Source organism: Pseudomonas sp. PICF6 (assembly GCF_009831705.1).
Lineage (GTDB): Bacteria > Pseudomonadota > Gammaproteobacteria > Pseudomonadales > Pseudomonadaceae > Aquipseudomonas > Aquipseudomonas rhizophila.
Window position 1 is genome coordinate 93,319 of record NZ_WUUD01000018.1, and the last position, 20,773, is coordinate 114,091.

The 20,773-nt window shown below is 59.5% G+C and carries 15 protein-coding genes and 4 pseudogenes; 11 read left to right on the forward strand and 8 right to left on the reverse strand.

Annotated features, from left to right (window positions below; translation table 11 throughout):
* Nucleotides 1-269: 269 nt before the first annotated feature.
* The 4 genes and pseudogenes from GSM73_RS11580 to GSM73_RS11595 all read right to left on the reverse strand — a co-directional run bounded on the left by GSM73_RS11580 (nt 270) and on the right by GSM73_RS11595 (nt 6,052).
* Nucleotides 270-2,717 (reverse strand): RND family transporter, encoded by a 2,448-nt coding sequence (locus tag GSM73_RS11580; protein ID WP_256676850.1) that lies wholly within the window; start codon nt 2,715-2,717, stop codon nt 270-272.
* Nucleotides 2,714-3,820, reverse strand: coding sequence for a YCF48-related protein (locus GSM73_RS11585; protein WP_160892582.1), 1,107 nt, complete (start codon nt 3,818-3,820; stop codon nt 2,714-2,716). Before GSM73_RS11585 ends, GSM73_RS11580 begins: the two co-directional genes overlap by 4 nt.
* 235 nt (nt 3,821-4,055) lie before the next feature.
* Nucleotides 4,056-4,145: pseudogene (locus GSM73_RS11590) on the reverse strand (hypothetical protein); the annotation flags it as partial.
* 110 nt (nt 4,146-4,255) lie between these two features.
* Nucleotides 4,256-6,052: a methyl-accepting chemotaxis protein gene (locus GSM73_RS11595; RefSeq protein ID WP_047230536.1), complete on the reverse strand. Its 1,797-nt coding sequence runs from the start codon at nt 6,050-6,052 to the stop codon at nt 4,256-4,258.
* Between the two features lie 247 nt (nt 6,053-6,299).
* On the opposite strand from GSM73_RS11595, the gene GSM73_RS11600 reads away from it, so the two are divergent.
* The 3 genes and pseudogenes from GSM73_RS11600 (at nt 6,300) to GSM73_RS11610 (ending at nt 10,331) form a co-directional block, all read left to right on the forward strand.
* The gene (locus GSM73_RS11600; protein WP_047230535.1) at nt 6,300-6,566 is read left to right on the forward strand and encodes a DUF4212 domain-containing protein; all 267 of its coding nucleotides are present in this window, start codon (nt 6,300-6,302) and stop codon (nt 6,564-6,566) included.
* Nucleotides 6,567-6,577: 11 nt separating this feature from the next.
* Nucleotides 6,578-7,933, forward strand: a pseudogene (locus GSM73_RS11605) (sodium:solute symporter family protein); the annotation flags it as partial.
* A gap of 271 nt (nt 7,934-8,204) precedes the next feature.
* Nucleotides 8,205-10,331: a TonB-dependent siderophore receptor gene (locus GSM73_RS11610; protein ID WP_047230533.1), complete on the forward strand. Its 2,127-nt coding sequence runs from the start codon at nt 8,205-8,207 to the stop codon at nt 10,329-10,331.
* A gap of 68 nt (nt 10,332-10,399) precedes the next feature.
* Here the strand turns inward: GSM73_RS11610 and GSM73_RS11615 are convergent, their stop codons facing one another.
* Entirely contained in the window at nt 10,400-11,407 is a 1,008-nt protein-coding gene (locus GSM73_RS11615; RefSeq protein ID WP_178129671.1) for an acyltransferase, read from the reverse strand.
* Nucleotides 11,408-11,669: 262 nt separating this feature from the next.
* Nucleotides 11,670-12,056 (reverse strand): annotated as a pseudogene (locus GSM73_RS11620) (LLM class flavin-dependent oxidoreductase); the annotation flags it as partial.
* A gap of 488 nt (nt 12,057-12,544) precedes the next feature.
* Between GSM73_RS11620 and GSM73_RS11625 the strand changes: the two are divergent.
* The 5 genes and pseudogenes from GSM73_RS11625 to GSM73_RS28215 all read left to right on the forward strand — a co-directional run.
* Nucleotides 12,545-13,954, forward strand: a complete 1,410-nt coding sequence (locus GSM73_RS11625) for a circularly permuted type 2 ATP-grasp protein (RefSeq protein WP_076385079.1) — start codon at nt 12,545-12,547, stop codon at nt 13,952-13,954.
* A gap of 3 nt (nt 13,955-13,957) precedes the next feature.
* Complete coding sequence (locus GSM73_RS11630) at nt 13,958-14,908, forward strand: alpha-E domain-containing protein (protein ID WP_047226611.1); 951 nt, start codon at nt 13,958-13,960, stop codon at nt 14,906-14,908.
* Nucleotides 14,905-15,702, forward strand: coding sequence for a transglutaminase family protein (locus GSM73_RS11635; protein WP_047226610.1), 798 nt, complete (start codon nt 14,905-14,907; stop codon nt 15,700-15,702). The genes GSM73_RS11630 and GSM73_RS11635 overlap by 4 nt, the downstream gene beginning before the upstream one ends.
* Before the next feature lie 193 nt (nt 15,703-15,895).
* Complete coding sequence (locus tag GSM73_RS27225; RefSeq protein WP_372241383.1) at nt 15,896-16,036, forward strand: hypothetical protein; 141 nt, start codon at nt 15,896-15,898, stop codon at nt 16,034-16,036.
* Nucleotides 15,996-16,079, forward strand: a pseudogene (locus GSM73_RS28215) (GNAT family N-acetyltransferase); the annotation flags it as partial. The gene GSM73_RS27225 and the pseudogene GSM73_RS28215, both read left to right, overlap by 41 nt.
* A gap of 21 nt (nt 16,080-16,100) precedes the next feature.
* On the opposite strand, the gene GSM73_RS11645 reads toward GSM73_RS28215, so the two are convergent.
* Together GSM73_RS11645 and GSM73_RS11650 are read right to left on the reverse strand one after the other, a co-directional pair.
* Nucleotides 16,101-17,024: a hypothetical protein gene (locus GSM73_RS11645; protein ID WP_052915293.1), complete on the reverse strand. Its 924-nt coding sequence runs from the start codon at nt 17,022-17,024 to the stop codon at nt 16,101-16,103.
* Nucleotides 17,025-17,084: 60 nt separating this feature from the next.
* The gene (locus GSM73_RS11650; RefSeq protein WP_047226608.1) at nt 17,085-18,470 is read right to left on the reverse strand and encodes a hypothetical protein; all 1,386 of its coding nucleotides are present in this window, start codon (nt 18,468-18,470) and stop codon (nt 17,085-17,087) included.
* A gap of 289 nt (nt 18,471-18,759) precedes the next feature.
* Between GSM73_RS11650 and GSM73_RS11655 the strand changes: the two genes are divergently transcribed.
* The 3 genes from GSM73_RS11655 (at nt 18,760) to tpx (ending at nt 20,752) form a co-directional block, all read left to right on the forward strand.
* Nucleotides 18,760-19,254: a hypothetical protein gene (locus GSM73_RS11655; protein ID WP_047226607.1), complete on the forward strand. Its 495-nt coding sequence runs from the start codon at nt 18,760-18,762 to the stop codon at nt 19,252-19,254.
* 120 nt (nt 19,255-19,374) lie between these two features.
* On the forward strand, nt 19,375-20,046 hold the full coding sequence (locus GSM73_RS11660) for a DUF3313 domain-containing protein (RefSeq protein WP_047226606.1): 672 nt from the start codon (nt 19,375-19,377) through the stop codon (nt 20,044-20,046).
* 205 nt (nt 20,047-20,251) lie between these two features.
* The gene (gene tpx / locus GSM73_RS11665; protein WP_047226605.1) at nt 20,252-20,752 is read left to right on the forward strand and encodes a thiol peroxidase; all 501 of its coding nucleotides are present in this window, start codon (nt 20,252-20,254) and stop codon (nt 20,750-20,752) included.
* Nucleotides 20,753-20,773: the final 21 nt, after the last annotated feature.

Sequence of the window (20,773 nt, forward strand, 5' to 3'; positions counted from 1 at the left end):
ATCAACTGATTTCAGGTTGATGAGGTAACCCTGTGGGAGCGAGCCTGCTCGCGATGGCGTCGGGTCAGTTACGATGATGTTGACTGACCCACCGCCATCGCGAGCAGGCTCGCTCCCACAGTTGTTTTGGGGCGGCCTCGGGATTTGCATACACCACCGATCCCCCTTGTGGGGGATCTCAGAATTTGCCTACACCCCAGATCCCCTGTGGGAGCGTGCCCGCTCGGGGCCGTACCATCCGGCCCGCGTTTACCCGAGCAGGTGCCCGACTATGTCGTAGAGGCTGTCGTTTGATATGCCGTTCTCCTGAGTGCAGTCACGGGGAGGGGGTAGGGCTTCTGTCCAGGCGCCGGCTTGAGCAGGAAACTGGCGAGGGCCGGGAGCAGCACCAGGGCACCCAGCATGTTCCAGAGGAACATGAAGGCCAGCAGGATGCCCATGTCGGCCTGGAACTTGATGGGCGAGAACACCCAGGTGGCGACGCCGATGGCCAGCGTCGCACCGGTCAGCAGTACGACCCGGCCGGTGAACAGCAGCGAGCGGTAGTAGGCGATGGACAGTGACTCACCGCGGCGCAGGTGCAACTGCAGGATGCTCAGCACATACAGGGCGTAGTCGATGCCGACGACCACACCCAGGGCAATCACCGGCAGCGTGGTGACTTTTACGCCGATGTCCAGCCAGACCATCAGCGCCTCCGCCAGTACCGAGGTCAACATCAAGGGCAGGATTGCGCACGCCACCGCGCGCCAGGAGCGGAACACCAAAAAGCACAGCAGGATCACCGCGCCATACACCCACAGCAGCATTTCACGGTTGGCCTTTTGCACCACGCTGTTGGTCGCGGCCTCGAGACCGGCGTTGCCGGCGGCCATCAGGAAGCGTTCATCGCCTTGATCGTTCGCTGCCGCAAAGGCCTGGATCTCTGTGACCAGCGCCTGCAAGGTCTCGGCCTTGTGGTCGCGCAGGAAGATCCTGAGCATCGACAGGTCGCAGCTGTGGTTGACCAGGCTTTGGGGTGCGTATTTGACCAGGTTATTGATCACCGCCTGGTTGGGTAGCAGGCCGATCCACTTGGGGTTGCCTTCGGTGAGCTGGCTGGTCATGACCTTGACGAACGCGGCAAATGAATCGGTGGCGACCACGCCGGGCTGCTGGCGCAGGCGCCATTCGAGCCGGTCGATGCGTTCGAGCAGGGCGTAGTTCATGCACTGTTGTGGCGCCGAGGTGACCATGACGATGAACACGTCGCTGCGGCTGCCATAGTTGGACGTGATGTAGGCGTTGTCCTGGTTGTAGCGCGAGTCGGTGCGCAGTTCCGGGGCGCCGGGGTCGAGATCGCCGATTTTCAGATGCAGGCTGACCATGAGCCCGCCGACGCCCAGGGCCAGGGCGACGAGCAAGGTCGGTGCGGCCACCTTGCGTCGGGTAAACAGGTCCAGCCAGCGCCACAGCAGCGGGTGTACCTTTTCCTCCCGTTGTGCTTGCTCGCTACGCAGGCTGCGGGCCGTGGCCTGGGGGCCGACGCCGATGTAGCTCAGCAGAACAGGCAGCAGGATCAGGTTGGTGACGATCAGGAATGCCACACCCAGGCTGGCGGTCAGCGACAACTGGCGGATCACCTCGATCTTGATCAATAGCAGCACGGCGAAGCCGACGGCATCGCAGGCCAATGCCATGAGCCCGACCATGAACAGGCGGCGCAAGGTGTAGCGTGCGGCGATCAGGCGATGGGTACCACGACCGATGTCTTGCCGGTAGCCGTTTATCGTCTGTGCTCCGTGGCTCATGCCGATGGCGAACACCAAAAAAGGCACCAGGACGGTGTAGGGGGCCAGTTCGTAACCGAGCAACGGCAGGCTGCCAAGCCACCAGACCACCGCGATCGATGAGCAAAACAACACCAGCAACGTACTGCGCAGGCAACGGGTGCAGGCGAACATCACCAGGCCGGCGATCAGGATGGCCACGGCAAAAAAGGTCAGTACTTGGGCGAGTCCTTCGATCAGGTCGCCCACCACCTTGGCAAAACCGACAACGTGCAGGCGAATGTGCTCGTTCTGGTACTTGGCGCGGATGTCTTCAAGCTTGGCGCCGAAAACCCCGTAGTTCAGCGGTTCGCCGGTTTCGGTGTCGATGTCCAGCAGCGGTACCAGCAACATGCTCGATTTGAAATCACCGGCGACGATGCTGCCGATTTCACCCGAGCGTTCGATGTTCAGACGCAGTTGTTCCAGGCTGTCGGCCGAACCATCGTAGTGCGAGTCGATGACCTGGCCCTCGTCCAGGCCCGATTCGGTGATGCCCTGCCAGCGCAGGGTCGGGGTCCACAGCGACTTCATATAGGGCCGGTTGACCCCGGGGAGCAGGTACACCTCATCGCTGATCTTTTGCAGGGTTTCGAGATAGTTCTTGTCGAGAATGCTGCCCCGGGTATTTTCCACCACCACGCGGACTACGTTGCCCTGGCCGGCGAGGCTGTCCTGGTTGGCCTGGAAGTTGATGACGAACGGATGATCTTGGGGAATCAACCGCTGGAAGCTGACATTGAGCGTCAACTGAGGCAACTGCGCGACAAAGAACCCGGTCAGCAGCAGACAGGCCAACATCAGCCAGGGACGATGGTTGAACAGCAGGCGTTCGAGCAGCGAGCCCGAGCGGGTGTCGAACTGGCGCAGATCCGCGATCACCGGAGCCTCTTCGTGAGTAGTCTTCATGGCGTAGACTCCTGGGCGATCGATAGGGGCGCGGCGAGTTTCTCCGCCGGCAGGGTCACGATGCCGGCCAGGCTGGTGATCACCAGGCTGCCGTCAGTGGCTTGGGCGACAGCAGTCAGCGGTGCGCCCCAACCGAAGGGGACGGGTCGGAAACTGCGGCCCTGGTCCCGGCTGGTGTACACCCGGCCTCCCTGATCGAGCAGCACGACGCTGCCATCGCTCAATTGCAGGCCCGCGTTGAAGCTGGCCTTGGCGCCATCAATGGTGACGGGTTGCCATTGTTGCCCGCCGTCGTCGGAACGGAACACGTTTGCCTGCAGGCCGAACAACAGGAGCCGGTCGCTCGCCAATGACAGCAAGCCGAAGTAGCTGCCCTCACAGGGCGAGGCCACGCGTTTGAAGGAGCCGCCGCCTGGACTTGTCGCCAATAGCAGGCCTTGTTCCCCGGCGATGAACCGTGTCCGACCCTGGGTTTGCAAGGCGTAGAGGTGCAGGCCGTCCGGGTTCTCGACTTGACCGGAGAAGGCGCGCCAAGTCCTGCCCCCATCTCTGCTGCGCAACGCCAGATTGAAGGCGCCGACCACGCTGACGCGATTCGGGCCGTTGAACATCAGGGCCAGGAGAGGTTTGTCCGGGCCGTCGTCCACCAAGCGCTGGGCCGCATTCAGGTATTCGTCTCGGGCCGCTTCATCGAGCGAGGCGGCCTCCTGTTCGGCCTGGGCCAACGTCAGCGCGGCGGCCTGGATACCATCGAGTCGTTTGCGCCAGCTTTCGCCGCCGTCCTCGCTGGACAGCACCACACCCTGATGGCCGATGGCCCAGCCATGGTTTTTGTCGACGAAGGCCACGGCGGTCAGGTTGACATCCACCGGGACCGCGGCCTGATGCCAAGCCTTGCCGTTATCGTCGGACCAGATCACCAGCCCATGTTCACCCACCGCTACCAGGCGTTGCCCGGCGCGTACGATGCCATTGAGCAAGGCGCGTTGCGGTTGCGCCACACTGGGCGCCGGGCGATTGAGCGGGTCTGCCGATGTCGCCGCCGAGGCAATCTGCGCGGCGCCCAGGGTCAGCAATCCCCCGAGCAGCAAGCGTCTGGCCATCGCACGACTTCGTCGGCCCAAGCCAAGGGGACGGTACCTGTTAGCGAGCACCGGAACGTTCCAGTGATTGTGGGGTAAACATGCTGTTTGGTTGTTCATAGAACTTCACCGCCCCCTTGTCGTCGATCAGGTTGAGCGCCGCGTAGTCCTTGGCCTGAAGATTGTAGACAAGGGGGGTGGCGTTGTAGGCCGGCGGGATCAGCGGATAGACGAACAGCGTCAGGGTGGGGGTCTTCTACAACTGGCCCTTGGCGTGCCATGGGGCGGTCACCAGCACTTGCCAGGTGTCTTCATGGAGGTAAAAGCGAGGTTTGGGCACCCTGTGCCGTGCGTCGGAGCGCTATGTGGTGTCCACCATCCAGCCCCGTCGTATTGCACGTTCAGGGCTTGGCGCAGGTTATTTGTCGGGCTTGATATCGCTGTTGTGCCTGGAAATCACTCCGCCAACAGCACCGCCGCATCGAACCCGACCCGCAAGTTGCCCCAATGGCGGCCGCCGAAGAAGAACGGTACGTCGATCTCGGTCATGATTTCCCCGGTATCGCGCAGGTAGGTCTGGAGCAGGAAGCGTTGGGTGTTGCCCGCCGCGCGCAGGCCGATCGGGTCGTTGAAGATGCGCTTGTTGCGGCACACCGGCAGGTCGACGGCGCGGTCACCGGTCGGTTGTTTCGAAACCCAGCTGTTGTTCACTGGGCAATAACCCTTGGTGTCGACGATGAATGAGACTTTGCCGCCCGGGGTGCTGCGGGTGAGTTTGTCGCATTCTTCCTGGCAGACTTGGGCAAAACGCTCGGTGTAGCTGGTCATGTATTGCTTGGGATCGGTGCCGGGGATCAGTTGGTAGTTCTGATCGAACAGGTTGAGGCCATCCTGCTGCAGCGCCTCCAATTGGACCTGGAGGCCGTCGCGGCACTGGCTGGCCCGGGTGATGGCGGCATCCAGCTTGCCATGGCCGAGCACGAACCGGCCCAACAATGCCTGGACCTTTTCAGCGACACCGGACAAGTCACGGGTCGCCGTTGCCGAATGCTGCATGCGCTGGTCAATCGACTGGCTGTCGGCATGGATCTGCGTAACCCGTTCGTTGATACCCGTGTTGGATTCGGCGAAAAGCTGGATATGGGACGCGATATCGGCCAACTTGCCATTGGTGGATTCGAAGTCGCCGATCATGCTTTCGAAATGGCCCGAGGCACGCTCCACGACTTTCTGGGTTTCCCGGGCGCTGTGGCTGATCTGGTTGGTCTGTTCATGTGTGGAACTGACTTCTTCGAGCATGGCGTCGATGTTTCGTGAGATGTCGTCGGTAGCCCGGCTGACATTCTGCGCCAAGGTGCGCACCTCATCGGCCACCACGGCAAACCCCCGACCGCTTTCACCGGCCCGGGCGGCTTCGATGGCCGCGTTGAGGGCCAGCAGGTTGGTTTGGGCAGAGATCTGCTGGATCAGCCCAACGATGGACTTGATGCTCGAAGAACGTTGGTTCAGGGCGCCTACCAGCGTGGCGAATTCATTGAGGCTGCTGGAGATTTCACTGATGTTGCCCGTCACTTCCAGCAGTTCTGCATAGGAGTCGCGAGCCATGCTCAGGTTCTGGGCAGTGGTGCTGGAAATGCCCTGAGTCTGGCGCGAGACTTCTTCGATGCGACCTACGGCGGTGTTGCTCTGGTCCATCACTTCCTTGGCGAAGCGGGCCTGGTGAGTAGCGCTGTCGCTGGAGTCGCTGATGTTTTTCAACGAGCGGGCCGATTCGACCGCAATGTGCACGGTCAGCGCCTGGACATTACTGATGATCTCCCGCTGCTTGGCCAGGAAGCGGTTGCAAGTGTCGGCCAGCACGCGGATTTCGTCGTGGGTCACCAGGGGCAGGTCTTTGGACAGGTCGCCTTCGCCGCTGGCGATCTCCTCGAGGGCCTTGGTCATGGCCGTGACGGGGCGCACGATGAGGTGGCGAAAGTACCAGACCATGAAGCTGATCATGCACAGCGTCAGCAGCGCGCCGAAGAGCAGGGCATGGGTGAGGCTGTCGAGCCGGCCTTCGACTTGCCCCAGCAGCGCGGGGTCCAGTTGCGCAGTGTGCAACTGCAGCACAATGTCGGCGCGGGCACTGACTGCCACCCAGTAAAGCAAGCCACTGACCACGACCAGCAGGAAAAGGCTCGACAGCTTTTTGGTGAGCGTATCGAAAAACTGCATCTCGATAGACTCGTACAAGGCCTTTAGCGTCTGCATCCGTTGCTCCCGGGTAAAAAATCACTTTGATTGCATACATTCGACCGCGCACGGCAAAGCTTTAGGGAAATGGGCGATTTGATATCACTGCGGCGGTTTCCGCGATCTTTAACCCGTCCCAGTAAGTGAGGGAACGCGGATGTCAATATCCAGGGTGGCGAAGGTAGACGAAAGTCGTACTAGCGCTCTGCCCAGCGACTGCTACGGTTTGAGTGGAAAACAATAAAAACAACGGGAGTTGATTTCCATGTCCACTCAAAAGCAACAGGCTGCGCGTGCCTACTGGACGGAGAACCTACGCTGGATGCTGGTATTGCTGGCAATCTGGTTCTTGGTGTCGTTCGGCTTTGGCATTTTGCTGGTTGACCAGCTCAACACCATCAGCTTCTTCGGTACGCCCCTGGGATTCTGGTTCGCCCAGCAGGGGTCCATCTACGTCTTTGTGCTCGAGATCTTCTTCTATGTCTGGAAGATGAATCAGCTCGATCGCAAATATGACGTCCACGAAGACTGAGGCCGACGAGCATGGATACCCAAACCCTGATCTACCTGTTCGTCGGCGCGTCCTTTGCGCTCTATATCGCCATTGCCATCTGGACGCGCGCCGGCTCCACCAGCGAGTACTACGTTGCCAGCAAAGGCGTGCACCCGGTACTCAACGGCATGGCCACCGGGGCCGACTGGATGTCGGCCGCCTCGTTCATCTCCATGGCTGGGATCATCGCCTTCGCCGGCTATGACGGCTCGGTCTACCTGATGGGCTGGACCGGCGGCTATGTGCTGCTGGCGATGTGTCTGGCGCCGTATCTGCGCAAGTTCGGCAAGTTCACCGTCCCGGAGTTCGTCGGCGCGCGTTACTACTCGCAGACGGCGCGGGTGGTGGCGGTGATCTGCGTGATCTTCATTTCCTTCACGTATGTGGCAGGGCAGATGCGCGGTGTGGGCATCGTGTTCTCCCGTTACCTGGAAGTGGATATCAATACCGGCGTGATGATCGGTATGGCCATTGTGTTCTTCTATTCCGTGCTGGGCGGCATGAAGGGCATCACCTACACGCAGGTGGCGCAGTACTGCGTGATGATTTTTGCCTACATGGTGCCGGCGATCTACATCTCGATCATGATCACCGGTAATCCGATCCCGCAACTGGGCTTCATCAGCGAGGTCACCGGCTCCGGCCAGAGTGTGATCGAGCGGCTCAACGGGCTGGGTGCGGAGCTGGGTTTCACGGCCTATACCGACGGCACCAAATCGACCACCGACGTGTTTTTCATCACCATGGCGCTGATGGTCGGGACTGCGGGCCTGCCTCATGTGATCGTGCGTTTCTTCACCACCCCGACAGTGCGTGATGCGCGCAAGTCAGCAGGTTACGCACTGCTGTTCATCGCTGTCCTCTACACCACCGCGCCGGCCGTGGCGGCTTTCGCGCGCACCAATCTGCTGACCTCGATCCCCAACGTCAGCTACGCCACCGCGCCAACATGGTTCAAGACCTGGGAAAATTCGGGGCTGATCGCCTGGGCGGACAAGAACAACGACGGCATCATCCAGTATGGCCCGGGGGCAGCCCTGGTCGGCGCGCCGAGCTTCACGGGTGAACGCGGGGCGAACGAGCAGCGGCTGCTGAGCAACCAGGTTTCACCGGTGGCCAACGAACTGTATGTCGACAACGACATCATGGTTCTGGCCAACCCGGAGATTGCCGGGTTGCCAGGCTGGGTCATCGCCCTGATTGCCGCCGGTGGCCTGGCGGCGGCGCTGTCGACGGCAGCGGGGTTGCTGCTGGTGATTTCCACATCGGTCTCCCATGACCTGCTCAAAAGCAACATCATGCCCAGGATCACTGAAAAGCAAGAGTTGCTGGCCGCCCGGATCGCCGCAGAAGTGGTGTCACGCTTTACCGCGCCGCCGCCGGAGCACATTCAGCACCTGGTGGAAGATATCCGGGTTCCAAGGGGGGCGGGTGCGGCCATCGATCATTGATGTGCGGTAAGCCCTGATAACAGGGGTGGGAAACGAACAAAGGCGCCGGAGTGATCCGGCGTCTTTTTTTTGCGCGGGTCAAGCGGGAAAGCGTTAGAAATATTTACTGGGAATCATTCTCAAAGTATATTCTCTCTCATTAACATCCCTCTGTGAGTGCTGCGTCTTGAATCGTTCCACCCCTCTCGCTACCCGCAACGCCTTTTTTAAACGCGTGTTGCCAACGCTGTCCTGCTGTTTCATTGCAAGCCCTTTGTGGGCGCAGGACATTCTCGAACTGCCAACCACGGACATCCAGGGCAGTCGCATCACTCAGGACGAAGGGTACACGGCGTCGCAAGCCAGCACCGCGAGCAAAAGCGATGTACCGATCAAGGAAGAGGCGCAGTCGATCAACGTGGTGACCCGGCAGACCCTGGCGGACTATCAGGTGCGCTCGCTGGGCGATGCGATGAAATTTGTCAGCGGCGTCAGCCAGGGCAATACCCTGGGCGGTTCGCGGGATTCGCTGGTCAAGCGCGGTTTCGGCACCAACGATGACGGCTCGATCCTGCGCGATGGTGTGCGTTCGAACCTGGGACGTAACTTCAGCGCCACCACCGAGCGGGTCGAAGTGCTCAAGGGCCCGGCCTCGATGTTATACGGCGCGCTGGAGCCCGGCGGCCTGGTCAACATCATCAGCAAGAAACCCGAATACACCCAGAGCACCACACTGAGCGGCTCGGCCTACAGCGAAGGTGGCGGCACCATGGCCCTGGATACCACCGGGCCGTTGGGCGATACCGGCCTGGCGTATCGGTTGATCGCCGAGCGTGGGCATGAGGATTATTGGCGCAACTATGGCGTCAACGAGAGCACGCTGGTGGCGCCGTCCCTGGCCTGGACGGGTGAGCGGGCCTCGTTGAACCTCAGTTATGAGTACAACGAATATTCCAATCCCTTCGACCGCGGCACTGTATTCACCGACGGGCATCCGGCCGACATTGACTACAACAAGCGCCTTGATGAGCCTTGGGCCAAAAGCGTGGGGATTCGCGAAACGGCGACAGCGCGGTTTGAGTATGAGCTGAGTGAAGCGTGGAAGACCCGCGTGACCTATGGCTGGAACAATGATCGGTATAGTCTTTCGATTGCGCAGCCCAATTCGCTGACGGGTAATAATTTGCGCCGTGCCGCCAACGGTGCTCACTATGACGATGAAACCCGCTACGCCAGCTGGGATTTCATCGGCAGGCAGCAATTGTTTGGTCAGCGTCATGACCTGCTGGTTGGGGCTGACAATCAAGTGTCTGACCAATTTCGTGGCAAGACCTACCGCAATACTGCTCAGGGTGGTTTCGACATCACTTCGCCGACCTACGGCAACCTGCCAGAGCCAAGCCAGATCAGTGCTCCCCAAAGCGACCTGAGTAACCAGTTGACCTCCAGCTCCGTTTATCTCAAGGACAACTGGCACCTCGACGACCACTGGATTCTAGTCTTGGGTGGCCGCTACCAGCATTACGATCAATACAGCGACCAAGGTTTGGGCAGCCGTTATGTGGTCAACCGCGATGACAACGGCGACGCTTTTGTACCGTTCCTGGGGCTGGTCTACAAAGCCACCGACAACCTGTCGCTGTATGGCAACTACAGTCGCTCCTTCAAGCCCAACGATGACGTGGACGATGCCGGCAACACCTTCGATCCAGAGGAGGGCCGCAGTTATGAAATCGGCGCCAAATACGACCCGCTACCGGGCCTGAACATCAACCTTGCGCTGTATGACATCGTGAAGAAGAACGTCGTAACGTCCTCCACGGTCAATGGCGTCACGTTGGCAGAAGCCGCCGGCAAAGTCGGCTCCCAAGGTCTGGAACTCGACGTCACCGGTCGTCTGGCCGAGCGTTGGGATCTGATCGGCACCTACGCCTACACCCACACGGAAATCCTCGACGATCCGGATGACGAAGGCCACCGCCTGGCCAACGCACCCAAGCACACCGCCAGCCTGTACCTGACCCACCACCTGAACGTGCCTGCCGAATTCGGCGCCTGGCACGCCGGCGCCGGTGCCCGTTACGTCGGCGAGCGCGCCGCCAACAACGCCAACGATTTCTGGCTCAGCAGCTACACCGTGGCTGATGCCTTCCTGCGCTGGGAGTCACCGGTATTGGGACACAAAACCTCGTTGCAGTTGAACGTGGACAACCTGTTCGATAAACATTACTACCCGTCTTCCACCGGCAGCCAATTGCAGGTCAATGTCGGCGAACCGCGTACCGCCCGCCTGAGTGCCAGCGTGACGTTCTGAGTGCGCTGTTCTGAAAACAAAAAATGCCCGGAACCGAGTTCCGGGCATTTTTTATTCGGGGCCAGCGGCTAAGCCAGTGTGCGGCCAACGGGTACCTGCGTGATGTCACGTTTAGCGCCCGCCCTCAACGCGTGGCGCAGCTTCAGCGCCGGTCGCTCAACGCAGTAATACGACAAGCCACTCAATGCCAGCGACAACACCAGCACCAGTGTAATCATCAGGGCGCTGTACTCAACCGGCCAGAACGCCCGCAACACGTACATCACCACAAAATGGTTGAGGAACACGCCATAGCTGATATTCCCCAGAAACTCATCCATCCAGTGATGCTTGAGCCTGCTGAGCACATGCACCGCCGGCACACCCAAGACTATGCCCAAGGTTACTTCTGCGTTGAAGGGGCGGCGGGGAATGAACCCGACAACAATGGCCAGGAACATTATCGCTGCCACGACCGTGGTGATGGAGGCGACCCATAGTCCTTTGGCCTGGGCGTGGTACAGGTAGCTGCCACACAGGAAGATGAACAATACGCCCGGCAGTAGACGGTAGCCGTAGATGTCGGTGTTGACGTAGCCCAGCGAGGCGACCAGGAAAACCGTTACGGACACCGCGAACGCAATGCCTCGGGCCTTATAAAGGATCAGAAACGGGATCAGCAGGTAAAAGCACATCTCCAGCCCCAGAGACCAGCCAGGTGGCAGGATCTCCGGCACAGTGACGCCGAACATATAGAAACCCAGCGGCACGATGGGCAGGCTGGTGGCGATGTTTTCGATTGTCAGCGCCGCTGCCTGTGGCGTGCCCGGCAGCAGGAAATGGATCACCGCGCAGGAGAGGACGAAATACAGAAGGAACTGCGGGTAAAGTCTCAACAATCGGTCAAGGTAGAACAGGCCGATTTTCCCTGGGACGTTGTAGCTCCTGTCGATCAAGGGCGTCATCACAAAACCGCTGATAATCAGAAACGACACCACGGCAACAACGCCGGGGTTGAAGCCTACGAACATCACGCCCATGTGGGAAATCGCCACGAGCATGGCCAGCAGCAACCGATAACTCCCCACGCCCATCATCCTTAATCAGAGTTGATCCGTTGAACGGTTAAGTTATTGGGGTTTATCGGCGCTGAACAGAGGTTTGCGGGGCGGCGACGGGGAAGTGGGGGAATTTGGCAGATATGACATCGTTGTCTCAGTCAGGCCGCCATCGCGAGCAGGCTCGCTCCCACATTGGCCGCGGGTGTTCACTCATTATGTGAACGCCATAGCCCCCCTGTGGGAGCGAGCCTGCTCGCGATGACGGTGGAACTGACCCCGTGGGTTCCAGGGTTGGATATCAATTGAAGGCCGGCACCACCTGCTGGATAAACAGCTCCAGGGACTTCTTCTTCTCGGCATGGGACAGGCTGTTGTCGCACCAGAAGCTGAACTCATCCACGCCCAGTTCCTGGTAATACTTGATCTGTTCGATGATCTGCTGCGGGGTGCCGATCATGGTGTTCTTGCGAATGTTCTCCAGCTGGAACTCCGGACGCTCGACGAATTTTTCTTCCGGGCTTGGTGCCAGAAAGCCGTTGACTGGAACTTGCTTGTTGCCGAACCAGGCATCGAAGGTGCGGTAGAACTTGGAGATTGCCTGGGCGCCGATTTTCCAGCCTTCGGGATCGTCGGCGGCATGCACGTGGGTGTGACGCAGCACCATCTCCTGATTGCGGGATAAATCTTTTGCTTAAAGTGAGAGTCGCTTTTGAGCGCTCTGAAGGGCGGTGAGTATAAATTTCCCTCTTTCGGGGCATTACCGACCTGTTACCTGACTTATTGCACCGATTCGACTCGTTCGGGCGCATGTAGGAAAAAGCTGAAATAAACGTTTCAGCGTATAAAGGAGCGTATGTCGCAAAAATGAAACTAAATATCGCGGGGGCGTACATCTGCGACGGTTTCTCCAGCAATGTCCTGGTGCACCGGGCTTAGGCACAGCCTTTGCTAGAGTTCAAGAGAGTAGGCCACTACAGCGCGGGGTTATCAGAGGAGCATTCACGGCGCAGATTTAATCAGGGGGCGCACGTCATCCAGACGCAAAGGCCAGATCAGAGACCGGTGCAATCGAGGTACTCAGAAAAACAGGGCTCATTAAAACAAAGCAAGGCCGGACCATTGGAATGACGAAGTGATAAAAAATGCCGTGTAGAACGCGGCTGGGAGTTGGCTATGCCCCAAGCTTTTTTTAATGAAATGTATGATGCAAAGGGTGACTGCCGCCCGCACTATCAAGCCTTCTCACGCTGGCTGGCGGACACGCCGCTGGAGCTGCTGGAACAGCGGCGTCGCGAAGCCGATCTGCTGTTTCATCGAGCCGGTATCACCTTCACCCTTTACGGTGACGAGCAGGGTACCGAACGATTGATTCCGTTCGACATTATTCCTCGCAGCATCAAGGCCAGCGAATGGAAGATGGTCGAGCGTGGCTGCATTCAGCGGGTCCAGGCCCTGAACATGTTTCTGGCCGACATCTACCATGGGCAGCGGATCCTCAAGGAAAAAATCATTCCGGCCGAGCAGGTGCTCGCCAATGAGGGTTATCAAATCGCGATGCAAGGCCTGGACTTGCACCGAGGCATTTATGCCCACATCGCCGGTGTTGACCTGGTTCGCGACGGTGATGGCAGTTATTACGTGCTGGAGGACAACCTGCGTACGCCCAGCGGCGTGAGCTACATGCTCGAAGACCGCAAGATGATGATGCGCCTGTTCCCCGAGCTCTTCGCCGCCCAGCGCGTGGCGCCCATCGATCACTACCCGAATCTGTTGCTCGACACCCTCAAGAGTTCAAGCCCCCTGGACAACCCGACCGCCGTGGTGCTGACCCCCGGTCGTTTCAACAGTGCCTATTTCGAACATGCGTTCCTGGCCCGTGAAATGGGGGTGGAACTGGTGGAGGGCGCCGATCTGTTCGTGCGCGACGACCATGTCTACATGCGCACCACCGCAGGCCCCCAGCAGGTGGATGTGATCTATCGCCGCCTTGACGATGATTACCTCGATCCGCTGTCGTTCAACCCCGACTCCATGTTGGGCGTTCCCGGACTGATCGCCGTTTACCGGTCAGGCAACGTGGTGCTGGCGAATGCGGTGGGCACGGGCGTGGCCGATGACAAATCGATCTACCCTTACGTCGACGAGATGATCCGCTTTTACCTCACCGAAGAACCGATTCTGAAGAACGTGCCGACCTGGCAGTGCCGCAAGCCCCAGGATCTGTCCCACGTGCTGGCCAACCTGCCTGACCTGGTGGTCAAGGAAACCCAGGGCTCCGGCGGTTACGGCATGCTGGTAGGGCCGGCAGCCACAGCGGCGCAGATCGAAGACTTCCGCGCACGTCTCAAGGCTCGCCCCGAAGCCTACATCGCCCAACCGACGTTGAGCCTTTCCACCTGCCCGACCTTCGTCGAGAGCGGTATCGCCCCGCGCCACATCGATTTGCGTCCGTTCGTGTTGTCGGGCAAGGAAACCCGCCTGGTGCCCGGCGGGCTGACCCGCGTGGCACTTCGCGACGGCTCGCTGGTGGTCAATTCGTCCCAGGGTGGCGGCACCAAAGACACTTGGGTAGTGGAGGACTAAGACATGCTTTCAAGAACCGCTTCGGACCTCTACTGGATGTCCCGCTACCTGGAGCGCGCCGAGAACCTGGCGCGCATGCTCGAAGTCAGTTACTCGCTGTCGCTCATGCCCCAGGCCGGGCGCAGCGACGGGCATGCCGAGCTGGCGATGTCGTTGCTGGCGGCCGGCACGCTGGACGATTACAACGCCCGTTATGACGCGCTGAACACCGAACGCATGTTGCATTTTTTCGCACTGGACGAAACCAACCCCGGAAGCATCTACAGCTGTCTGCGGGCGGCGCGGACCAATGCCCATGCGGTGCGTGGACGCATCACCGCCGATATGTGGGAGAACATCAACGCCACCTGGCTGGAGATGCGCAACATTGCCAGCAATGGTCTGGGCCGCTACGGCATCAGCCACTTCTGTGAATGGGTCAAGGAGCGCTCGCACCTGTTCCGTGGCGCGACGTCGGGCACCATCATGCGCAACGATGCCTATAGATTCATTCGTCTGGGAACCTTTATCGAGCGGGCGGACAACACCCTGCGTCTGCTGGACGCCCGCTACGAAATGTTTGGTGAGGAGTCGGAAGAGGTCAGCGACAACTCGGCACGCGGTTATTACCAGTGGAGCGCCTTGCTGCGGGCGTTGTCTTCGTTTGAAGCGTTCAACGAGATCTACCGCAATGCGCCCAACGCCGAGCAGGTCTCGGAAATGTTGCTGCTGCGCGCCGACGTTCCGCGCTCGTTGCATGCCTGTATTGAGGAGCTGGACCAGATCCTCTCCAGCCTGCCGGGCAACAATGGCCGCCCGGCCCAACGCCTGGCCGCTGAACTGAACGCGCGGCTGCGTTACTCCGGCATCGACGAGATCCTGGCATCGGGCCTGCATCAATGGCTGACTGACCTCATTGGCCAGATTCGCCACCTGGGCCAGACCGTTCACGAGTCTTATCTGGAGGTGGTATGAAACTTTCCATACGCCACGACACGACCTATAGCTATGCCGATGAAGTGTGCACCAGCATCCAGTTCCTGCGCTTGACTCCCAAGGACACTCAGCGCCAACGCATCCTGCAATGGCATCTGGAATTGCCACGTCTGGTGCGCAGCCAGCTCGACCCCTACGGCAATATCCTGCATGTGATGACCATGGACGAGCCCCATGGCGCTCTGGTGCTCACGGCTTATGGCGAGGTGGAAATCCATCAGGCGGTGCAGATGGAGCCGGACAGCCAGTCACCGCTGCCATTTCTGCGCCCCAGCCGCCTCACCCAGGCCGATGATGCTCTCGCGGCCTTTGCTGTGGAGCAATGCGCAGCCCGACGTGATCGCTCGGCACTGACCGATTTGATGAACGGCCTGGCTGCCCGCATGCCCTACAGCCCGGGCACGACCGAGGTCAGCAGTACCGCCGCCGAAGCCTTCGCCGGGGGCGTGGGGGTTTGTCAGGATCATACCCACGCATTTCTGGCCTGCGCGCGTAGCCTGGGGGTTCCGGCGCGCTATGTCTCCGGTTACCTGTGCACCGAAGATGAAAGTCATCTGGCGAGCCATGCCTGGGCTGAAGCCTGGCTGGAGGACGGCTGGTACAGCTTCGACGTGACCAATCGCCTGACCTGTCCGGATCGGCATTTGAAACTGGCGGTCGGCCTGGACTACCTCGACGCCTGTCCGGTACGCGGCATGCGCCGCGGTGGCGGGGCAGAGCAGATGCACGCGCGGGTGCAGGTGAACTCAATGGTTCAGGTGCAGCATCAGTAGGTGAGGAAAGTACTGAGGCCCAAGCCCATGTGGGAGCAAAGCTTGCTCGCGAAGACGGCGGCACAGTCAGTATTGATGCAATCGGATCACCGCAATCGCGAGCAAGCTTTGCTCCCACAGGCTTGGCCCTGGATACCTGAATGTTCGCTGGCTTATAGTGAACGGCCTTTTCAGGTCTCCAGGGAGGAGCCGCATGTCCGAGCCTTCGATCAGCCTCACTCGCTTCAATGAAGCTCATATCGGTGGGGTTACCGCGCTCTACAACGACCCGGCGGTCGCCCGTCAGATGTTGCTTCGAAACCGAAGGCCTGCTGCGCGACTACGCCGTGCGTGACGGGCGATGGATGGACACCCTGGCGATGGCGCGGTTGCGCTGAGTAGCTCCCAGCACGAACGAATCACTGAGTCACCGCCTGATCGGACGCGACGTAGGTGAACGTGGCGCTTTCGGTGGCACTGTTGGCAGGTGTCAGACGAATGATCGGCACGACAATTTTCGGATTGGTGGAGTTATAAAAGTCGCGTTGGTTGTAGCGAGCGTCGGGCAACCCCTCGTTGGTGCCTCCTGCAACAAAGAAGAACGCCATGATGGGGAAAGTGTTTGGCCGTCCTGGTGTCCAGGTCTTGATGATGATCTCGTTATGCTCAGCGAATCCTCTCGCCCCTATCAGGACCTTGCCCAGCACCGAGGCGTAGAACGCCGGTCCGGCCAGTTGATTGCGGTCATCGTTGACATCGAATCCGCATTGGCGCAGGTGTTCATTACCCCCCGGCATTGTCCATATGCCCAGCCATTGTTGCGCAGTGGTCACGCCGGCCAGATGGCAGAGTTGGCTTAACGCGGGATAGTCCACGTGGTGGCCACAAGGGCTGGTACGGTGCCAGGTCCAGGCATCCATCGGGTATGAGCACAGATAGTCCAGGTCAATCTTGTCAGGCGGTGCGCCGAAGATGGGGTAGAGGATAAGGCCGTTGCCGTGGCCCCACGCCAGCCGCCCGAAATTGGCGTCCGCCCGTAGATAAGAGAAAGACACTCCGCCACTGGTTATTGAGGTTGGGCTGGGGTCCCAGACTTTGTATTGTTCTTCGGGGTCTTTTACCGTCACCCTGAGGGTGACACCCGAGCAGAGGAACGAGGGTTGTGAGTCGGAATTGTTGCAGTTGGGAAATTTGCGATGGTAAAGCGTGGTCAGGAAACTGGCGGTCTCAGGCCCATCGAGTACCTGGACTCCGTTGATTGTGATGGGGGCAGGCGGTGCTGTCGTGACTTGTGCGCACCCGACCATCAACGTGATTAACAGCAACCCCATTAATTTACGCACGGTACGTCCTCCTGCAATGGAAAAGCAGCGTCAAAACCGTTGGTTAGCTGAAAAACCGAGTCAGGCGATCAATCTCAGAAACCATGAAAAGATGATCGGCGTGCCGGTGCCGGTTTCCCGGAGTGTCCAGTTGACCATGATGGGCTTCCCGCGGTTTTCCGCTATCCAGGCAGGGGGCACGGACAGGTCGGTTTGGCTGGTACCGGCTGTTATCCGAATTTCCTCACCGTAGCGGGCCGTCACGCCAAACAGCGCCATTCGTGCGGTATGCGCGGTGAGCAGGGCTGGATGATAGGCCCGGAGATTGGTTTTGCTGCCGTCCAGCGTCGGTTCCCGTAGCGTGTATTTTTGTGGCGTGACCGTAATGTCCAGGTCTCTCGATGGAATATCCGTAGTGGTGCCAGGCGCTCTGACGGTGTAATAGACCTCCGCACCGGTGCCGATGCAATCCACCACTTCGTTTCTGGGTACCTGGAATCTCAACGTTTGACCAGCAACCGATACCGTCTGGATCTCACTGCCCCAGGTGGAGTTACGCCCAACCCAATACACTTTTACGTCCTGCCCCGGAGCCGAACCGATGTAGTTCACTTCGACGTTGGCGAATTGGGCGTCATAGAAATCTCTTTCGAAATTCAGGCGCTCGCCATTGAGTTCCCTGGCCTCCAGGACCCTGGGTTTGGTGAGGTCGAGTGCCGGTTGGCGAATGTGCACATCGATGTAGGTGGCCCTTGACCATATCGCCTGCGGGCCGCTGGAGTTGCCCAGCAGGTCAGTTACTCTGAACCGCAAAGCGAACCGGGGATTGTCTTGCCAGAAGTCGGCGGTCCGCAGAATGATGTCCACGCTGCCGGCAGCGGCCTCGGTAGCGCTTACGGTGCGCGTCATTTCCTGGCTGTCACGGTCCACTGTGATGACGTCTTTTTCCCTCATGTAGGGATAGCGGATGGTAAGGATCACCCCTTGGCTGGCCATTGCCGCATCCACCCCCTTGGTGATGACCTCGGAGGGCAGGGTGAGGGTCAGGTTGGGATTGTCGCCTGGGGTCGAGACTTCGCCCCCCGGCCGTGGCCGGTGGAAGAGCACGTCCAATGACTGTGATGTTTCGGGAATCGTCTGACCTACACGCAGTACGCTCAGGCGTATCTGGTTGATGCCGTTGCTCAACAGGGCTTCCGGCAGGTTCAGCGTGAATGGCTGATTCACTTCACCCGGCATAATGGTCTTGTTCAGCACGGGGATGTCGGAATTGCTCAGCAAGATGCGGGCGTCGTCATATTCGGCCTGTTGGGTCCAGGGTTCCACCAGCAATGGCAGCAATCCATTGGCGAGCAAACGAAGCGGGATACCGCCGTGCGGGTTTGCTGGGTGTTCAACCGTCACCATCCCGATGATGATGACACGGTTGATGACTTCGATTTCATTGTCCGGGCTCAGGCTGGTCATGGCGCGTCCTCCTCTTGCCAAGCGTCGTCGGAGTTATCGTCTTGGCGGTTCGCTTCATCAAACCTCCCGCCCGCGGCTTTGACTACTGTCATTCCTGACAGGTGAGGCGAAAAAACCAGAGAAAAACCTCTCCACTCATCGGATTTCCCTGAGGTATTCCTTATCTGTGGCAAAGGTGCTGACGCACGACTATGCCGCGCGTGACGGGCCAGGCGGGTTTTGCGTACGCCTGCGTCTTGAACCTGTCATCATCCAGCTTGGCAGCACCCCTTGAATCGAGGAACAGCGCATGGACGATGTAAAGCAATTGGGTGAGATGCTTCGTCACTACGCAGACAGCGAAGCGCACAAGAAGCAACAGCACGAGGCGCAAGCGGCGGTGTGGGCCGCACAGATCGAGGCGTTGTACGGGCAGATCGAGCAATGGCTGGCGCCGGTCCTGGCCCCCGGCCTTCTGACGCTGACCCGTGAGGCATATGTGGCCCACGGGCCGAGTGTTCCGGCAGAAACCTCCGGCTTCAAGACAGAAAAGCTGACACTGTCCATCACTGGCAAGCCGGTGGAATTCATACCCGATGTAATGGGGGCCGGCGGGCAGATTTCCCTGGCGATCATGGGGCTGACTGCAACGCGTTACGGCAGCATCTCGCTGGTTTGCCTGCCGCCTTCGTTGCAGTGGCAATGGCGTCGAACCAACGGGTTGAAGGATCCGGATACTTTTACCTTCGACGCGGACTTTCTCGCGCAGCAATTGCAGAGCCTGATACCCCGCGAGCGCGGCTGAAGGCGGTGGCGAGCAAAGGGCTTGCCCAGTGACTTGTTCCTTCGGAGCAGGCAAAACCGCGCCCATTGGCTATACCTGTAATTCCCGGCCCCGTTTCGTGTGGCTTACAGGAGTGACAGCATGAAGTTTGCGTCAATGATTGGCACCGTGTGCATGGCCTCGCTTGCCCTGGCGGGTTGCTCCAGCAAGATCACCCAACCGGATGAGTACTCCGGCTTTCTGGGTGATTACAGCCGGCTCAAGGAGGAGAAATCGCCGTCGGGGGCCGAAGTGATGCGCTGGGTTGATCCCACGGCAGACCTGAGCAAATACACCAGCCTTTACGTCGAGCCGACACAGCTTTACCCCAAGCCGCAGCCGACCGTGAAGATCCCCCAGGCCACCTTGTCCGGCATTACCGGTTACTACGATCAGGCGCTAAAGCGGGAAGCGGGCAAATCCCTGCCCCTGGCGACCGGCCCTGGGCCGGGAGTACTGGTGATGCGCGCGGCCATCACCGCCGTCAGCAGCAAGACCGAGGGCCTGAAACCTTATGAAGTGATTCCGATCGCGCTGGTGGCGGCCGCGGTCAGTACCGCCAGCGGTATTCGCGACCAGGAAACCACCTTGGGTACTGAAGCGGTATTCCTCGACGGTGGCAACAATGCAGTGGTCGCCCAGGTGGTGCGCAAGGGCACGGGTAAGCCGTTGTCCAACGAAGCCCAGGTGATGAAGCCCGATGATGTCAAAGGTGTGATCGATGGTTGGGCGGCGGACTTGCATCAGTCGTTTCTGAAGCTCAAGGCTAAATAGCCCACAGGCGTCGCTGTAGGCGCTGGCGAAGCCTGCGATCTTTCGCTCTAGACTCAATTAGCAGGGCAAAGATCGCAGACTCGTTGCACTCGATAGCTCCTACACCGCCAAGCCATGACTTTTTATGTCCAACCATAGGTCGCAGAACCATTTCATGGTTAACTCCGGCCTCACCATTTTCAAACCTGTCAGAAGGAATCCGTTCATGGCTCAAGTCACCCTCAAAGGCAACCCGGTTCAAGTCAACGGCCAGTTGCCACAAGCCGGTTCCAAGGCGCCAGCCTTTTCCCTGGTAGCCGGCAATCTGTCCGACGTTTCCCTGAAGGATTTCGCCGGCAAGCGCAAAGTGCTGAACATTTTCCCAAGCGTCGATACCCCGACCTGCGCCACCTCCGTGCGCAAGTTCAACGCCCAGGCCAACGAACTGAGCAACACCGTGGTGCTGTGCATTTCGGCTGACCTGCCGTTCGCCCAGGCGCGTTTCTGCGGTGCCGAAGGCCTGGAAAATGTCCAGAACCTGTCCACCCTGCGCGGCAGTGAGTTCATCGAGAATTATGGCGTGGCGATTGCTGATGGCCCGCTCAAAGGCTTGACCGCCCGTGCCGTGGTGGTGCTCGACGAAAACGACAACGTGCTGCACAGCGAGCTGGTCAAGGAAATCGCTGAAGAGCCCAACTACGACGCTGCTCTAGCTGTACTGAAATAAAGTATTTATTACAATTGTTAA

Coding starts and splice junctions, on each gene's coding strand:
- GSM73_RS11580 (WP_256676850.1), bottom strand. CDS start 2,717: ATGAAGACTACTCACGAAGAGGCTCCGGTGATCGCGGATCTGCGCCAG.
- GSM73_RS11585 (WP_160892582.1), bottom strand. CDS start 3,820: ATGGCCAGACGCTTGCTGCTCGGGGGATTGCTGACCCTGGGCGCCGCG.
- GSM73_RS11595 (WP_047230536.1), bottom strand. CDS start 6,052: ATGCAGACGCTAAAGGCCTTGTACGAGTCTATCGAGATGCAGTTTTTC.
- GSM73_RS11600 (WP_047230535.1), top strand. CDS start 6,300: ATGTCCACTCAAAAGCAACAGGCTGCGCGTGCCTACTGGACGGAGAAC.
- GSM73_RS11615 (WP_178129671.1), bottom strand. CDS start 11,407: ATGATGGGCGTGGGGAGTTATCGGTTGCTGCTGGCCATGCTCGTGGCG.
- GSM73_RS11625 (WP_076385079.1), top strand. CDS start 12,545: ATGCCCCAAGCTTTTTTTAATGAAATGTATGATGCAAAGGGTGACTGC.
- GSM73_RS11630 (WP_047226611.1), top strand. CDS start 13,958: ATGCTTTCAAGAACCGCTTCGGACCTCTACTGGATGTCCCGCTACCTG.
- GSM73_RS11635 (WP_047226610.1), top strand. CDS start 14,905: ATGAAACTTTCCATACGCCACGACACGACCTATAGCTATGCCGATGAA.
- GSM73_RS27225 (WP_372241383.1), top strand. CDS start 15,896: ATGTCCGAGCCTTCGATCAGCCTCACTCGCTTCAATGAAGCTCATATC.
- GSM73_RS11650 (WP_047226608.1), bottom strand. CDS start 18,470: ATGACCAGCCTGAGCCCGGACAATGAAATCGAAGTCATCAACCGTGTC.
- GSM73_RS11655 (WP_047226607.1), top strand. CDS start 18,760: ATGGACGATGTAAAGCAATTGGGTGAGATGCTTCGTCACTACGCAGAC.
- GSM73_RS11660 (WP_047226606.1), top strand. CDS start 19,375: ATGAAGTTTGCGTCAATGATTGGCACCGTGTGCATGGCCTCGCTTGCC.
- tpx (WP_047226605.1), top strand. CDS start 20,252: ATGGCTCAAGTCACCCTCAAAGGCAACCCGGTTCAAGTCAACGGCCAG.